This window comes from Wenyingzhuangia aestuarii (genome assembly GCF_011927765.1).
Lineage (GTDB): Bacteria > Bacteroidota > Bacteroidia > Flavobacteriales > Flavobacteriaceae > Wenyingzhuangia > Wenyingzhuangia aestuarii.
The window spans coordinates 212,317-228,466 of record NZ_JAATJG010000004.1 but is presented as its reverse complement, the minus strand read 5'-3'; the positions used below and the strand labels follow the sequence as shown (position 1 = coordinate 228,466).

Annotated in this window: 13 protein-coding genes; 3 read left to right on the top strand and 10 right to left on the bottom strand. The window is 30.9% G+C overall.

Annotation, left to right across the window (positions count from 1 at the left end; translation table 11 throughout):
* Window positions 1-56: 56 nt before the first annotated feature.
* Window positions 57-1,238, bottom strand: coding sequence for a hybrid sensor histidine kinase/response regulator (locus GGR97_RS05740; RefSeq protein ID WP_167897557.1), 1,182 nt, complete (start codon window positions 1,236-1,238; stop codon window positions 57-59).
* A gap of 51 nt (window positions 1,239-1,289) precedes the next feature.
* On the bottom strand, window positions 1,290-4,715 hold the full coding sequence (locus GGR97_RS05735; protein WP_167897556.1) for an ATP-binding protein: 3,426 nt from the start codon (window positions 4,713-4,715) through the stop codon (window positions 1,290-1,292).
* A gap of 213 nt (window positions 4,716-4,928) precedes the next feature.
* On the opposite strand from GGR97_RS05735, the gene GGR97_RS05730 reads away from it, so the two are divergent.
* A complete protein-coding gene (locus GGR97_RS05730) occupies window positions 4,929-5,291 on the top strand; it encodes a methylglyoxal synthase (RefSeq protein ID WP_167897612.1) in 363 nt (120 codons plus the stop codon).
* A 29-nt stretch (window positions 5,292-5,320) separates the two neighbouring features.
* Here GGR97_RS05730 and GGR97_RS05725 read toward each other — a convergent pair whose 3' ends face one another.
* The 4 genes from GGR97_RS05725 to truA are packed head-to-tail and all read right to left on the bottom strand — an operon-like array spanning window position 5,321 to window position 10,500.
* Window positions 5,321-7,600, bottom strand: coding sequence for a transglycosylase domain-containing protein (locus GGR97_RS05725; protein WP_167897555.1), 2,280 nt, complete (start codon window positions 7,598-7,600; stop codon window positions 5,321-5,323).
* 9 nt (window positions 7,601-7,609) lie between these two features.
* Window positions 7,610-7,990, bottom strand: coding sequence for a Rid family detoxifying hydrolase (locus GGR97_RS05720; RefSeq protein ID WP_167897554.1), 381 nt, complete (start codon window positions 7,988-7,990; stop codon window positions 7,610-7,612).
* 1 nt (window position 7,991) lies between these two features.
* Window positions 7,992-9,761 (bottom strand): ABC transporter ATP-binding protein, encoded by a 1,770-nt coding sequence (locus GGR97_RS05715; RefSeq protein ID WP_167897553.1) that lies wholly within the window; start codon window positions 9,759-9,761, stop codon window positions 7,992-7,994.
* Window positions 9,751-10,500 (bottom strand): tRNA pseudouridine(38-40) synthase TruA, encoded by a 750-nt coding sequence (gene truA, locus GGR97_RS05710; RefSeq protein ID WP_167897552.1) that lies wholly within the window; start codon window positions 10,498-10,500, stop codon window positions 9,751-9,753. The genes GGR97_RS05715 and truA overlap by 11 nt, the downstream gene beginning before the upstream one ends.
* A gap of 108 nt (window positions 10,501-10,608) precedes the next feature.
* Here truA and GGR97_RS05705 point away from each other — a divergent pair, with 108 nt between their 5' ends.
* Window positions 10,609-11,103, top strand: a complete 495-nt coding sequence (locus tag GGR97_RS05705) for a metallophosphoesterase family protein (RefSeq protein WP_167897551.1) — start codon at window positions 10,609-10,611, stop codon at window positions 11,101-11,103.
* Here GGR97_RS05705 and GGR97_RS05700 read toward each other — a convergent pair.
* Window positions 11,100-12,875: an AMP-dependent synthetase/ligase gene (locus GGR97_RS05700; RefSeq protein WP_167897550.1), complete on the bottom strand. Its 1,776-nt coding sequence runs from the start codon at window positions 12,873-12,875 to the stop codon at window positions 11,100-11,102. The two genes, GGR97_RS05705 and GGR97_RS05700, sit on opposite strands and share 4 nt — an antisense overlap.
* A gap of 56 nt (window positions 12,876-12,931) precedes the next feature.
* On the bottom strand, window positions 12,932-13,876 hold the full coding sequence (locus GGR97_RS05695; protein ID WP_167897549.1) for a LysR family transcriptional regulator: 945 nt from the start codon (window positions 13,874-13,876) through the stop codon (window positions 12,932-12,934).
* 114 nt (window positions 13,877-13,990) lie between these two features.
* On the opposite strand from GGR97_RS05695, the gene GGR97_RS05690 reads away from it, so the two are divergent.
* The gene (locus tag GGR97_RS05690; protein WP_167897548.1) at window positions 13,991-14,461 is read left to right on the top strand and encodes a Dps family protein; all 471 of its coding nucleotides are present in this window, start codon (window positions 13,991-13,993) and stop codon (window positions 14,459-14,461) included.
* Window positions 14,462-14,527: 66 nt separating this feature from the next.
* On the opposite strand, the gene GGR97_RS05685 is transcribed toward GGR97_RS05690, so the two are convergent.
* The gene (locus tag GGR97_RS05685; RefSeq protein ID WP_167897547.1) at window positions 14,528-15,499 is read right to left on the bottom strand and encodes a transketolase family protein; all 972 of its coding nucleotides are present in this window, start codon (window positions 15,497-15,499) and stop codon (window positions 14,528-14,530) included.
* Between the two features lie 65 nt (window positions 15,500-15,564).
* Complete coding sequence (locus tag GGR97_RS05680; RefSeq protein ID WP_167897546.1) at window positions 15,565-16,140, bottom strand: Maf family nucleotide pyrophosphatase; 576 nt, start codon at window positions 16,138-16,140, stop codon at window positions 15,565-15,567.
* Window positions 16,141-16,150: the final 10 nt, after the last annotated feature.

The window sequence follows — 16,150 nt, the reverse complement described above, 5'->3', positions numbered from 1 at the left end:
AAATGAAAAAATAATATTTTTTTTAATTCCCTTTAAATTAGTGTGTTTGGGGGTGATTAGTTGTTTGGAAAAGTAAGTTTTACTGTAGCTCCTTTGGTAGGATTGTTCATTACTTCTATAGTTGCATTGTGTGCATCTGCAATAAGTTTTACCAAAGCAAGTCCTAGCCCTTTGTTACTGTCTACATGGCTTTTGCTAGAAGAAAATAATTTAAACAAATTGGTTAAGGCATACTCGCTAAAGCCTTCTCCTTCATCAATAATAGAGCAGACAATTCTATTTTCATAATTATCAATGTTAATAGTAATGTTTCCGCCTTCTTCTGAATGTTGAATGGCATTGTCTAAAATATTGTCTAAACAATATAAAATTAATTGTGGATCTCCATAAACAACGGTGTCTTTATAGTCTCCTTTTATAGAAAGTGTTTGTGCTTTTGCTTGTAGTTTTTTAGCAGTCTTAATTTGAATAATTCCTAAAACCTGATTTAAAGAAACATTTTCTTCTTTAAAAGTGTCTGTGTTGGTTCTTAGTTCTGTAATTCGTAAACTTAATTTAGAGAAAGATAATAACCTGTTGGCAGAAATATCTAGCAGGTTTACAAACTCTATTAATTCAGATGTTTTAAGTTCGTCTTTTAAAACGTTAATAAATCCCATAATCCCGTTTAAAGGAGTGTTCATTTCGTGACTAATGATTGATAAAAAATCGTTTTTAGCAACATCTAGTGTTTCTAGTTCTTTGTTAACGGTTTTTAATTTTTCGTTAGCTTCTTTAAGTTCTAAAGTCCTTTTTTCTACTTCATCTTCTAACCAAGTGTTAATGTTTTGTAGTTTATCTCTACTTTGTTTTAATTCTAAGTGTGTATGTACTCTGTGTAATAATTCTTTTGAGTTAAAAGGTTTGGTTACATAATCGTGTCCGCCTACTTCAAACCCTTTTACAATTTGTTCTTCTTCAATCATTGCCGTTAAAAAAATAATAGGAATTTTTTGAAGATGTTCTATTTTTCTAATTTGTTTACAGGCTTCAAAACCATCCATTACAGGCATGTTTACATCTAAAAGAATCAAATCAAAGTCTTTTGTTTTTTTTAGAATATCTATAGCTTGCTGCCCATTCATGGCTACACCAATAATGTAATCCTCGTTCTTTAGTAGACTACCAAGTACTTGAATGTTTTTTTGTTGGTCGTCAACAATTAATATTTTGGGTGTAGGGGGCTTTGTAATAAACATAGTTTTTTTCTGCAATAACAATTGATGGTTAAATTAGGTGTTTTTTATTAGTTACGGTAAATATGACTTTAGTTTTTTTATTTTATTAGGGAGTTTTTTTAATAATAGCGTTAAATCGTCAAATTCAAAGTTTTCAGCATGTTGACAGATTTTTTCAGCATATGCAATCATATATTTATTATTGTAGGTTTTAGATAGACTTAGAATTTCTTGTCCAAAAGTTTCCATTTCGTTAATAATGTTGTTTTCTAAAAGTGTAGGGAGTTGCGTTAAAAAAATAAATTCTAATTTGTGAATTAACGCAGGTAACTGTTTTATTTCGATATCTGTAAAAGAGTATTCTTTTTCCTTTTTGAGATTACTTGAAGAGATGTTGTTATAAGCTAAATACTTACTTGTTTTACTAAAAAAACTTTTAATATCTATAGGTTTTACAATGTATTCATCAAAACAATTTTTTAATTGTTCTTTTTCTATATGATCTTTAATAGAGGCTGTAATAGCAAAAATAGGAATGTCTTTTGTTGTGTTATTTTTTTTAATTTCTAAAGCTGCATCACAACCATTTAAAACAGGCATTCTTAAATCCATAAATATAATATCTGGAATTATTTGGGTAGCTATTTCAATACCTTGTTGTCCGTTTTCTGCTTCGTAAAGTTCTAAATCAGGAGAGTTAGAAAATAAATCAAGAATTAAATCTCTGTTTTGTTTTACATCATCAACCACTAAAACTTTAGCTTTGTTAAATAAAATTGTAGAACAGTCAAAAGGGATTTCTTTCTCTTTAGTGGTTTCATAAGAAATTTCTACTTTAGGTAAGGTAACAGTAAAGGATGATCCTTTTCCTAAGTGGCTTTCTAAACTGATAAACCCATTCATGGCTTTAATTAATTTAGTTGTGATAGATAGTCCTAAACCTGTTCCTCCATATTTTATTACATTTTGACCTCTACGTTGAATAAAGGGTTCAAATATTTGATCTCGTTGTTCTTTTGGAATTCCAATACCCGTGTCTTTTACAGTAATGCCAAGAGAAATAAAGTTGGAATCTGTGGTTTCTTTAGTAGCGGTAATTAGTAATTGTACTCCACCATTTTCTGTAAATTTTACGGCATTACTAATTAAGTTAAAGAGAACTTGTCTAATTCTAGTTTCATCTACAATTAATAATTTAGGTAGTTTGTTATCTATCACAACGTCAAAGTAAATTTCTTTTTTCTCTACTTTTTGAGAGAACACATCTTTCATTTGTTGTCCAATGTTTCTTACATCAACAGGAGCTGCATCAATGTCTATTTTTCCGGCTTCTATTTTAGATAAATCAAGAATGTCATTAATAATTCTTAAAAGGTTTTTACTGCTAGAATGAATAATTTTTATTTGAGAGGATTGCTTGTTGTCTTTTATAGTGTTAGATAGTTGTTCTGAAAATCCAATAATAGCATTAAGTGGAGTTCTTATTTCGTGACTCATATTGGCTAAAAATTCACTTTTTGCTTTGTTAGAATCTTCTGCAGCGTTTTTGGCTTTGGTAATTTCTACCTCGGCTTTTTTTAGTATGGAAATATCCTGAATGGTCCCAATTAATTTTTTAGGATTATTGTCTGTAGTAAAACTTTCAATTTTTCCTTTTAAATGAAACCATAAATAGTTGTTTTCTTGGGTGATTAGCCTACAGTTAAAACTAAATTTGGCTTCTTTGTTTTTAAAAAAAGATTTTAAGTTTTCTTTAACATTAGCAATGTCATCAGGATGAACTTTTTTTAACAACCATTCAAATGTATTGATAGTTGCTTCGGTTTTGTATCCTAATTTTTTATAAAGTAAAGAACTAGCTTTTAATTTGTCTGTAGTGTAATTCCATTCCCACCAAGCATAGCCTCCTGTTAAAAAGGCATTTTCTAATCGGTTTTTACTTTGTTTTAATTTTTCTCGGTTTTTGGTAATGGATAAATTGGCATTTTCTAGTTCTTTAGTTCTACTAATCACCCTTTGTTCTAAGTCGTTATTTAAAAGTGTAATCTCTTTTTCTTTTTCTTTAATATCGGTAATATCTGTTCCTACAAAAAGTATTTTTTGAGCTTTATGTAGTTTTCCAGAAAGAATGGGTTTTATTTGTATAGTTTGCCAGTTTTCTTGTTTAGGTTGATAATAATTAACCACTTCAACTTTTATTTGCTCTTTATTTTTAATGGCTTTGTCTATTAGATTTGTTGGGTTTTTAGGATTGTTTTTATCTATAATAGATACTTTATAACTTTCTCCTGTTACGCTATCTAAAGGTTTATTGATTAGTTTTTCATAAGCAGGGTTTAGCCATTCTATTCTACCGTGTAGATCTGTAATTAGCATACAGTTGTTACTGTTTTTTACAACAGAAGCTAGTTTTCTAACTTCTTCTTGTGCTATTTGTTCTTTTTCTTGTAGATAAGAGAAAAAATAAGAGGATACAAGAATCAAAAAGAAAATGACTCCTACAGGAAGATAAAAGTTAGCTAGAATTTCGGATTTTAAAACTTGTATTTTGTGATTAGGAACAAAACTGATAACTTTCCAATAATCATCACTAGCAAAATATTTAAGATTTTCTCCTTTGCTTATTATTTTGTTAAAATTTAAGGTAGAAAAAGTAATAATTCCTTCATTAGATTCTAGTTGCCCATGTTCTTTTGTATTGATTAACACCCAAAATTTTGGAAATTTATTAGAAAAGGTTTTGTCTTGCTTGTCTGCAAACATAAATCCCCAATTATCATCTTCGTTAGGAGACATTAAGAAAAAACTGCTTTGATCTAACAAATAAAAATCTCCAGAGTGTTGCTGATTCAGTTTTTTAATTCTTTTTTCTAAAGGGTTTCCTAAATAAGAGGCTATTAAAATTCCAGAATACTGATTGTTGCATCCGTATATTTTACTTCCAACCCTTAATAATTGTTTGTTAGGTGTTTCTAAAACTCCGTTTTCAATATTTAAATCGAATCTAGAAAAATAAATGTCTTCGTTTTTTAATTTGGATATTTCTTTAAAATAATATCTATCGGATTTGTCTTGTAGTAAAGAGTCTGGTTTAAATTCAGGAATTCCATTTTGGTAATCGCATCTTAAAACTTCACGACCTTGTACATCTAATAGCCTAATCTGATCGTATATTTTTTTTCTTTTGATAAACTGGTAAATTTCAGCTTTTATAGATTCTATAGATTTTTTGTTATTGCAAGAAGCAAAATCACTAGTAGAGACTAGATCGCTAAGCAATAATACATCTCTCTGCACAAACACAAAATCCTTTTTAATTTCGTTTACTTGTAATAAAAGTTTACTCTGTTCTTTGCTTTTTAATTGATTAATTTCAACATCTACCTTAGTACTGTATAAATACCAGGTTATGGCAATTAGAATAGTAGTGAATAAAAGGGCCAGTTTTAAAAATCTTGAAAATAATAAGGCAGTTTTTATTTTTCCAGGTTTATTCATCTTTGTGTGTTTGACTAAAATATTTAATAGGGGAAAGCGGTATGTTGCTTTTGTAAGATACAAAAAGATAAAAAAGGAAGAATTAAAAATAGAAAAGATAATAAAGCGGTAAGTTACACAGGTTAATTTGTGTTTAGCCAATGTAAATAAGCTGAAAATACAGAACTATTTATGTCTTAAAATTTAATATATTGCATGTGTAAAATTATAAATATGGAAATAGCAATTATAGCTCACGATGGAAAAAAAGCTGACATGGTTCAGTTTTTAATGGAACATAAAGAATTGTTAAAAGCAAAGGGTATTAGTTTGATATCTACAGGGACAACAGGTTCAAAAGTAGAAGCTGCTGGATTAAATGTTCATAAATATTTATCGGGACCTTTAGGGGGGGATGCTCAAATTGCAGCAAGAGTTGCAGAGGGAAAAACAGGAATGGTAATTTTCTTTAGAGACCCTTTAGAAAAACATCCACACGAACCAGATATTTTTATGTTAATGCGTTTGTGCGATGTGTACAACGTACCTTTAGCTACTAACCCTGCTACAGCAGGTTTGTTAATAAAATCAGCATAATAAAAAAAGCCTCCAATTGGAGGCTTTTTTTATTGAATAGTATCTTTGTTTTTATCTTTTTTTCTACTAAATAAGCGGGTAAAGAAATTTCCTTTCTTTTTTTCTTTAGTCTCTTCTTTTTTGTCAAAAATATCAAAGAATTTTTCTAAAGTATTTTCTTCTCTGTAAAATTCACAATCACAATTGTTGATTATTTCTTCATCAAATGCAGGAAAACCAGCTGCCAACATTCTGTTTGTTTTTGTGTTTTTATAGGTGTGACTTGTTATCTGTCCAATAATAGGCAAAGCAGCTACAGAACCACCACCAATTCTAGAGGGTAAATGTATGCTAGGATATTTACAACCTACCCAAGCACCAATTACAATGTCTGAATTAAAACCAATAAACCAAGAATCACTATAATCTTGTGAAGTTCCTGTTTTTCCGGCCCAATCTCCTTTAGTAGCATAGCTTGTTTTTAGTCTAATAGCGGTTCCATGGTCTACTACTCCTTTTAGTAAATATTGCATGGTTTCTAGCGTATTAGGGTTTAAAACAGGTTTCTTTTTCTCTCTAGTTTGTTTATGCTGATAAATTAGATTACCCGAATTGTCTTTAATACTTTGAATATAATAGGGTTCTACACTATTATTTCTGGTAGCAAAAGGTATGTAGGCATGTACCATGTTTTGTAAAGAAAAAGTAGTAGTTCCTAATGCTGTAGATGGATTAGGATTTAATTCTTTTTTTAGACCTAAGGCATTAGCAGTTTTTTGTAGTTGACTGTGGCCTACATCAAAATAAGTAACAACTGTTGGAATATTTACACTTTTAGCTAAAGCACCCACCATGCTGTAGTAGCCTCCATTGGAATGATCGTAGTTTGCAGGTTTCCAATTGTCATAATCAGTATACGTAACTTCTTCGTTGTTAATCCAATCGCAAGGTTTTTGACCGTTTTCTAAGGCAGCAGCATATACAATGGGTTTAAAAGTAGAGGCAGATTGATGCTCACTAGTAATCAAGTTATACGGTAAATATTCAAAATTATTTCCTCCAACATAAATTTGTACGGCTCCTGTTTTGGTGCTAACTCCATAAATAGCTGTACTAATCATTTTAAGGTAATGACTAATAGAATCTAATTGAGAGTATTTATGCTCTTTATCTGTCCAATCAAAAACAGCAGTATTTCTTTTTTCTTTAGCACGAAGTTTTAACTCACTCTCGTTTAATCCTTGTTTTAATAAATGTTTGTATTCTGATGTTTGTTTCCATTCAGAAGTAATAATGTTTTGAATTTCTTTTTTGTGTTTTAGAATGTTCCAGTAAGAATCCATTGCTTTTTGCAATTTGATTAAATGCTGTTTTCTAGCTGCTAAAGCGGTTTCTTGTAGTTCGTAATTAAGAGTGGTTTCTATAATTAATCCGTCTTTTTCTACATTCCAAGAAGTTCCATCGTCTTTTGTATGTTGATTAAGAATTTCTGTTGCTTTGTTTTTTATTTGATGTAAAAAATAGCCATTAGGATTTTTATTAACAATATTGGTGTATGCTGTATTGATATCTTTTCTGCTAGAAGTATCGTATTGATTTTTAGAAATAAATCCAGCCTTTAACATTTGATGCAAGACTACATTTCTTCTGCGCAAAGCATTTTCTGGGTGACTGTTAGGGTTGTAATAAGAATTTGCTTTTAGCATTCCCACTAAAATAGCGGCTTGTTCTAAAGTAAGTTGATCTGTAGAAACTGAAAAATAACGTTGAGCAGCAGCTTCTATTCCGTATAAATTCTCTCCAAAAGGAACCGTGTTAAAATAAAGTGTTAGAATTTCACTTTTAGAATAAATATTTTCCAACCTGTTGGCTAAAATGGCTTCTTTGGTTTTGTTAACCGGCATAGAAAGTACCGAGAAGTCTTTTCTTTTAAATAAGTTTTTAGCGAGTTGCTGAGAAATAGTACTACCACCTCCTGCAGAATGGTTTCCTAGAATAATGGTTTTTACAACCACTCTAAGCATGGCTATTTTGTCTATTCCTTTGTGTTGGTAAAAACGACTGTCTTCTGTAGCAATTAAAGCGTTTACTAAATGTTTTGGAAGTCTGTCGTAAGAAACATTGGTTCTATTAGTTAAAAAGAATTTTCCAATAATTTTTTGATCACTAGAATAAACCACACTTGCTTGTGCCTGTTTAATTTCGGTTAACTCTTTTTTATTAGCAATAGGACCAAAGCCTCCAATATAAACTAGGCCAATAAAAACTCCTAAGAGAACGGTCCCAAGGATAAAAAGTTTAAATAGAAAACGAAAAAGCCAACGAACCATATTTTAGTTTTATAAATGAGCAATAATTGAAATTTCGATATTTACATTTTTGGGTAACCTTGCTACTTCTACACATTCGCGTGCAGGAGCCGTATCTTCGTTAAAATAGCTAGCATATACTTTGTTGATTTCTGCAAAATTGTCCATGTTAGCAATAAAAATAGAAGCTTTAATTACATTTTCAAAAGTAGCACCTGCCTCTAATAAAATAGCGTGTATATTTTTCATTACTTGATGAGTTTCATCAACAATATTGTCAATAATTAATTCTCCCGTTTTAGGATGAATTGCTATTTGTCCCGAAGCATATAAAATTCCGTTTACAGAAACAGCTTGGTTGTAAGGCCCTACTGGGCTAGGAGCGTTGGTGGTTTGATATATCTTTTTCATCTTATGCAGTTTGTTGATTTGAAAATTGTTTGTCGTGTAGATTTTTGTAAAAACCATTCGTAATATTAATCAATTCTTGATGATTTCCTTGCTCTACAATGTTTCCTTGATCTAATACAATAATTTTATCGGCATTTCTAATAGTTGCCAATCTGTGAGCAATTACAATACTAGTTCTGCCTTCTGTAATTTTGTCTGTTGCAAATTGAATCATTTGTTCAGAATGTGAATCTATAGATGAAGTTGCCTCGTCTAAAATTAAAATACTTGGGTTAGAAACATAGGCTCTTAAAAAAGCAATTAATTGTCTTTGTCCCGAAGAAAGCATCACTCCACGCTCTTTTACATTGTATTCAAAACCACCGGGTAAACTTTCAATAAAATCAGAAATTCCAATTTGTTCTGCTGCTTCTTTAATTTCGGCAATAGAGATTTCCTTTTTTTGTAAGCTGATGTTGTTTTTAATACTATCAGAAAATAAGAAAACATCTTGTAATACAATTGCAATTTCGTTTCTTAAAAAGTTAAGATTGTAATCTTTTACATCTGTTCCATCTACTTTAATACAACCACTATCAATATCGTAAAAACGATTGATTAAATTAATAATGGTAGATTTTCCTGCACCTGTAGCTCCAACAATGGCAACGGTTTCTCCTTGTCTTACATCAAAAGAAATCCCTTTTAATACAGGCTCACTTTTGGTATAGCTAAAGACTACATTTTTAAAGTTAATAGCTCCTTTAATAGCAGTAGGTTGGTAGGTTCCTTGTGCATCTATATGGCTTTCTGTATCCATAATTTCAAACACTCTATCTCCGGCAACCATTCCCATTTGTAGGGTGGTAAATTTATCAGCAATTTGTCTTAGGGGTCTAAATAACATTTCTGTCATCATAATAAAACCTACAATTTCTCCTTGAGTTACATTTCCATCAATAGCCAATTCTTTACCTCCAAACCATACTAATAAACCAATAGCTATAGATGATAATACTTCGGCAACCGGATAAAAAATAGAAAAATACCAAACTGTTTTTATGTGTGCCGATCTGTGTTTTTTGTTGATTTCATAAAACTTATCGTATTCAATTTTTTCTCTGTTAAAAAGTTGAACAATTTTCATTCCGGTAACTCTTTCTTGCACAAAACCATTTAAGTTGGCTACTTGCATTCTAACTTCCTGAAAAGCAGTTTTAATGGCTTTTTGAAATATTTTGGTTGCGTAAATTAAAATAGGCAATACAATAAAAGCTATTAAGGCAAGTTTCCAATTAATGTATAGCATCATTACAGCTACAAAAACCATTTTTAAAATGTCGTTTACAATCATAAACAGACCTTGACTAAAAAACTGAGCAATTGTTTCTACATCAGATACAACTCTAGTTACCATTTTTCCAACAGATGAGTTGTTAAAATAGGCCATGTTAAAAGAAAGTACGTGTTTAAATAATTTGGTTCTTATGTCTTTAATTACGTTCTGACCTAATAAGTTGGCCAAGAAAATAAAAACAAGCTGAAATAAAACTTCGGCAATTAAAGCTCCAAGAATTATAAGTACTAGTGTTAAAAAACCTTCTTCGGTTTTTGTGTATACGTATTTATCAATTGCATTAATAATTAAGTAAGGACGTAAAGCACCCACACCTGCTAGTAAAATAGAAGAAATCCCAGAAAGAATAAATAGGGATTTATAGGCTGAGGCATAGCTCAAAATACGACTAAATACGTTTGTGTCGAATACTTTTGTTTTTTTATTAGATGCCATTTTTAATAGTGTCTGGGTATGTTATTTCGGTTAAAAATAGTCCATGTGCGGGTGCCGAAGCTCCTGCGTTTATTCTATTTTGACTTTCTATGATTGTTCTAATTTCTTCGGGCTTTATTTTTCCCAATCCTACATTGTACAAAGTACCAACAATTGCTCTTACCATGTTTCGTAAAAAACGATCTGCAGAAATGTGAAATACCAATTCGTTTCCGTTTAGAATCCATTCTGCTCTGTAAATATCGCAATTATAAGTTCTTACATCTGTTTTAGATCTAGAGAAGCATTTAAAATCAGTGTAGTCTAGCAAAAAACTTGCCGATTTGTTCATAGCATCAATATTTAATTTTTTATTGATTTGCCATTGAATATCTGTCGTAAAAGGACTTTTACCTAACAAAATTCTATACTCATAACTCCTTTTGGTGGCATGAAAACGTGTGTGGGCTTCGCTATTTACTTTAAACAGTTTATGAAACACAACATCATAGGGTAATAAAGAGTTTATTTTGTAACAGTGTATGTCAGAAATTAATTCTACATCCGTATCAAAATGAATAAACATTTGTGAGGCATGTACTCCTGAATCTGTTCTACCAGCAGCCACAACTTCTGTGGGAGTTCTTAAAATGGTTGTTAGGGTGTTTTGTACCACCTCTTGTACACTAATGGCATTGGGTTGAATTTGCCATCCGTGGTAATTTTTCCCTAAATAAGAAAGTTCTGCAAAGTATCTCAATTGCTTGTTTTTTGATGTGATAAAGGTATTGAATTCAAGCCGTACAATCAACACAATCTATAGCGTGAACTTGTGTTTAGATTCAGAAAAAATATCGACTTTTGTAACATGAAAATATTGTTGCTTTCCGATACCCATAGTTATATTGATGATGCTATTTTAAAATATGTTAAGCAGGCTGATGAGGTTTGGCATGTAGGAGATATTGGAACTATTACCGTAACCGATAAACTAAAAGCTTTAAAACCTTTAAGAGCTGTATATGGCAATATTGATGGTACAGAAGCTAGGGCAGAATTTCCGTTAGACAACAGGTTTGTAGTAAATGGGTTGGATGTTTGGATGACCCATATTGGTGGTTATCCTAATAGATATAATGTTAGAATTAAAGAACAGATAAAAGAAAACCCACCAAAATTATTTATTAGTGGGCATTCGCATATTTTAAAAGTTCAATACGATCAAAAATTGGGTTTGTTACACATGAATCCTGGAGCTGCAGGTAAACATGGATTTCATCAAGTTAGAACGATGTTAAGATTTCAGATTATCAAAGGAGAAATTTTAAACTTAGAAGTTATAGAACTAGGTAAAAGAGCTTAGCTTTTTCTGTAAATTTTATCAAATAAATCTTTATAAATTTCTAAAACTACTTTACGCTTTACTTTCATGGTAGGGGTTAAATGCCCTCCATCTATGGTCCATTCATCTGGAGTTAATTCAAATCTTTTAATTTGTTCCCATTTTCCAAATTTGTTATTACATAGTGTAATTTCTTGCTGAATTCTTTCTGCTACTTGCGGACAGTTTACTAAATCTAAGTTGGTGTTCATATTAGGAATTCCTTTTATTTTACACCAATCTCTTACGTAGTCAAAATTAATTTGAATAAAAGCTGCAGGCATTTTTTCTCCTTCACCAATCACCATAATTTGATCGATAAAACGAGATTGTTTTAGTTCGTTTTCTAACAGAGTAGGTACAATATATTTACCTCCAGAGGTTTTAAAAATTTCCTTTTTACGATCGGTTATTTTTAAAAATCCATCATTATCTAACTCTCCAATGTCTCCGGTATGAAAGTAGTCCCCGGTCATTACTTCTTTTGTTTTTTCTGGATCTTTATAGTAACCTAACATTACGTTAGGACCTTTTACTAAAATTTCTCCATCCTCGGCTATTTTAACTTCTACGTTAGGAATAGGTCTACCCACGGTTCCTATTTTAAAGGCTTTGTTTATAATATCGTTTACTGAAATTACAGGAGAAGTTTCTGTTAAGCCATAACCTTCTAAAATAGGCATTTCTGCTGCTGCAAAAACTCTAGCCAATCTAGGTTGTAAAGCAGCACTACCAGAAACTAGAATGTCTAAATTACCTCCTAAAGCCTCTTTCCATTTGCTTAAAATTAATTTTCTAGCAATTTTTAGTTGTAGGCTGTAATACCATCCTTTGTCTACAAACGGTTCGTATTTTAAACCTACATCAGCAGCCCAATAAAATAAGGCTTTTTTGATACCTGTTAACTCTCTTCCTTTGGCATAAATTTTATCATATACTTTTTCGTACAACCTTGGAACGGCTGTCATTATACTCGGTTGAATTTCTTTTAAATTATCACTAATAGATTCTAAAGACTCTGCAAAGTATATTTGAATACTTCCGTATTGATATAGATAAAGAATCATACGTTCAAAAACATGACAAACAGGTAAAAAACTTAATGATTTTGTGCTTCCGTCTGATTTTGGCATTCTTGGAGCACTATCTATAACATTAGAAATAAGGTTGTTGTGACTAATCATAACTCCTTTAGGTCTTCCTGTAGTTCCTGAGGTGTATATAATAGTTGCTAAATCGTTAGTTTGAATGCTATTTTTAAGATCTTCTAACTGTTGGTCGTTAGAGGCGGTGGTTCCTATTTTTAAAAGTTCCTTCCAATTTTTAACTCCTTCGATTTCATCAAAACTATAAACATCTTTTAATTGTGTGTTTTCTTTTATAGCCTTTACTTTAGCCAATACCTCTTTGTCTGAAACAAAACAATAAGTAGCTTCTGAATGATTTAAAATATATTCATAATCAGTAGCTGAAATAGTAGGGTATATAGGTACATTTTGTGCACCTGTTTGTAGAATACCCATATCTATAATATTCCACTCTGTTCTATTTGTGGTAGATATAATTGCTATTTTATCATTTTTTTGAATCCCTAATTCTAACAAACCTTTGGAAACAAGGTTGTATTGTTTAATATATTCTTGTGTAGAAATAGAAACCCATTGGCCGTTATACTTAGTAGTAAAGGCTTTTTCTAAGGGAAGATTTTCTAATTGATACAACGGAAAATCAAATATTCTAGTAACTGATTGCATGAAGGGAGATTTGATATATATTAAATTAGTGTTTTTTTATGAGTTTGTCAAATGTCTTATTTTTTTAGTTTTAATGGGCTAATAATATCCACATTACTAAAAGCAATAACACCACGTAATATTCCCGAAATTTCATCTTTTAAAGCGTTAATAATTTGCAGTTTTAATCCTGATTTATGATAAATCATACTCACTTCTCTTGCAGGATATGGTTTTTCAAATTCACGAATTAAAAGCTTATCATCTTCTCTTAAATCTAAAGAATGTAAATAAGGTAGTAAAGTCATTCCTAATCCTTCTTTGGTTAATTTTATAAGCGTATCAAAACTACCACTTTGTAGTGCAAATTTCTTTTTGTGTTTGTGACCTAAAGAACTACAAATGTTTAAAACACTTTCTTTAAAACAATGTCCGTCTTCTAATAGTAGTAAATCTTCAATGTCTAAATCGCCAGGATGTAAGTTTTTTTGATTGTATAGTCTGTGGTTTTTATTAACCAAACCAATAAAAGGTTCATAATAAATTGGAGATTCTACAATGTTATCATTTAATAAAGGAGTAGCTGCAATGGCTGCATCTAAATGTCCATCTGATAATTTTTGAACTATTTCCGACGTTGTTAATTCATAAATAACTAACTCAACTTTAGGGAATTTTTTGTTAAAGTTTTTTAAAAATAACGGAAGTAAGCTAGGCATAATAGTAGGAATAATTCCCAACTTAAACTCACCACCAATGTATCCTTTTTCTTGTTCTACAATATCGGTAATACGACTACTTTCGTTGACAATAGTTTTAGCTTGAGCCACAATTTTTTTACCAACCTCTGTTAATTCAATAGGTTTTTTGTTTCTGTTAAAAATTTGAATACCCAATTGTTCTTCTAATTTGTGTATTTGCATACTTAGCGTAGGTTGGGTAACAAAACAATGTTCAGATGCTGTGGTAAAGTTTTTATGTTCTGCAACAGCTAAAACGTACTTTAATTGAGTAATCGTCATGATTTATTTATTAGGTATCAATACTATCTATAAAGATATTAAAATTATCAATTATGATTATAGAGTTGCTTTACTATTTCTGATTAAATTTACAATGAATTTAAAATCAATAAGATGAAAAATACAATTGTAGGAATTGAAAATGAATATTCTGTAAAAGTGATAAACAAGTTAAATGGTTTGTTGGCCAACTATCAAATCCATTATCAAAATTTAAGAGGATTGCATTGGAATATTAAAGGGAAAAACTTTTTTGAATTGCATGTAAAATTTGAGGAGTATTACGGAGATTCTCAATTAAAAATTGATGAGATAGCAGAGCGTATTTTAACCCTAGGAGGAACACCATTACATACTTTTACAGATTATTTAGAGGTATCTAAAATTGCAGTAGGTAAAAATGTATCTAACGATGTAGAAGCTGTTAATTTAGTGGTTGCAGGATATAGTCAGCTATTAGATTTAGAAAGAGAAATACTAAACTTGTCTGGTGATGCAGATGATGAAGGAACTAATTCTATGGTGAGTGACTTTATAAGTGAACAAGAAAAAACATTGTGGATGTTAAATTCTTGGTTAGGATAAAATAGCATATAGAAAAAAAAGGCTTCCATATATGGAAGCCCTTTTTTTTAGGTATTAAAATAAGAACTATGTTCTTTTAATTGCTTTTTTAGCAGCAGCTACAATAGCAGCTGTATTTAATCCGTACTTGTCCATTAATTGAGCAGGTGTTCCAGATTCTCCAAAAGTATCTTTAGTTGCTACAAATTCTTGTGGTGCAGGAGCGTTTAATGCTAATGTTCTAGCAACACTTTCTCCTAAACCTCCTAAGAAGTTGTGTTCTTCTGCTGTAACAACACATCCTGTTTTACCAACAGATTTTAAAATTAATTCCTCATCTAAAGGTTTAATTGTGTGAATGTTAATTACTTCTGCACTAATTCCAGCTTCGTTTAATTCTTCAGATGCTTGTAAAGCTTCCCAAACTAAGTGACCTGTAGCAACAATAGTTACATCAGTTCCTTCTGTCATTTGGATTCCTTTACCAATCACAAATTTATTTTCGTGTTCAGTTTCAGTAAATTTAGGCATATAAATAGGCACTACGGGTCTACCAAAACGTAAGTAAACAGGTCCATCGTGTTCTGCAATAGCAATAGTAGCTGCTTCAGTTTGGTTGTAGTCACAAGTATTAATAACCGTCATACCAGGTAACATTTTCATCAATCCAATGTCTTCTAATATTTGGTGAGTAGCACCATCTTCTCCAAGTGTTAATCCTGCGTGAGAAGCACAAACTTTTACGTTCTTGTTAGAGTACGCAATAGATTGTCTAATTTGATCGTAAACACGACCTGTAGAAAAACCAGCAAACGTTCCTGTAAAAGGAATTTTTCCACCAATAGTTAAACCAGCAGCAATTCCCATCATGTTAGCTTCTGCAATACCAATTTGGAAAAATCTTTCAGGGTTTTCTTTAATAAATTCATCCATTTTTAATGAACCAATTAAATCAGCACATAGTGCAACTACATTAGGATTTGTTCTTCCTAAGTGAGCTAATCCAGCACCAAAACCTGAACGGGTATCTTTTTTCTCTGTGTAAGTGTATTTTTTCATTTTACAGTTCTAACATTAATTGTGGGGCAAAAGTAATAATTTTATATGGTTGGAAGTCAATAAAATCAGAAGTTTTTAAGTTCTGTATACAACTTTTGTACAGGTAGTCCTACTACATTGGCATAACTCCCTTCAATTTTGGTAACACCAATCAATCCAATCCATTCCTGAATACCGTAACTTCCTGCTTTGTCAAAAGGTTTGTAGTGGTTTACGTAGAATTCTATTTCCTCTTCAGAAAGCTTTCCAAAGTAGACTTTTGTTTTCTCTGTAATTACTTTTGTTTTTTTAGTAGTGGCTATGCAAATAGAGGTAATTACTTGGTGATTGTTGTTAGAAAGTTCTTCTAACATTTTAATAGCCTCTTTTTTATCTTGAGGTTTTTCTAAAGCCCTGTTATTAGACCATACAATGGTATCGGCAGTAATTAATAATTCATTATTACTTAGTTTAATAGCGTTTGATTTAAATTCGGCTAAAAATTCAGTAATTTCTTCTGCTTTAAAATGATGTGGATATATTTCTTGACTATCTACCGTTCTTGATTCAAAAGCTATGTTTAATTCTTTTAAAAATTGTTGTCTTCTAGGAGATTTAGATCCTAGTATAATTTTGTATTTGTTTAATATTTCTGAAAGCATATAGTTTTGT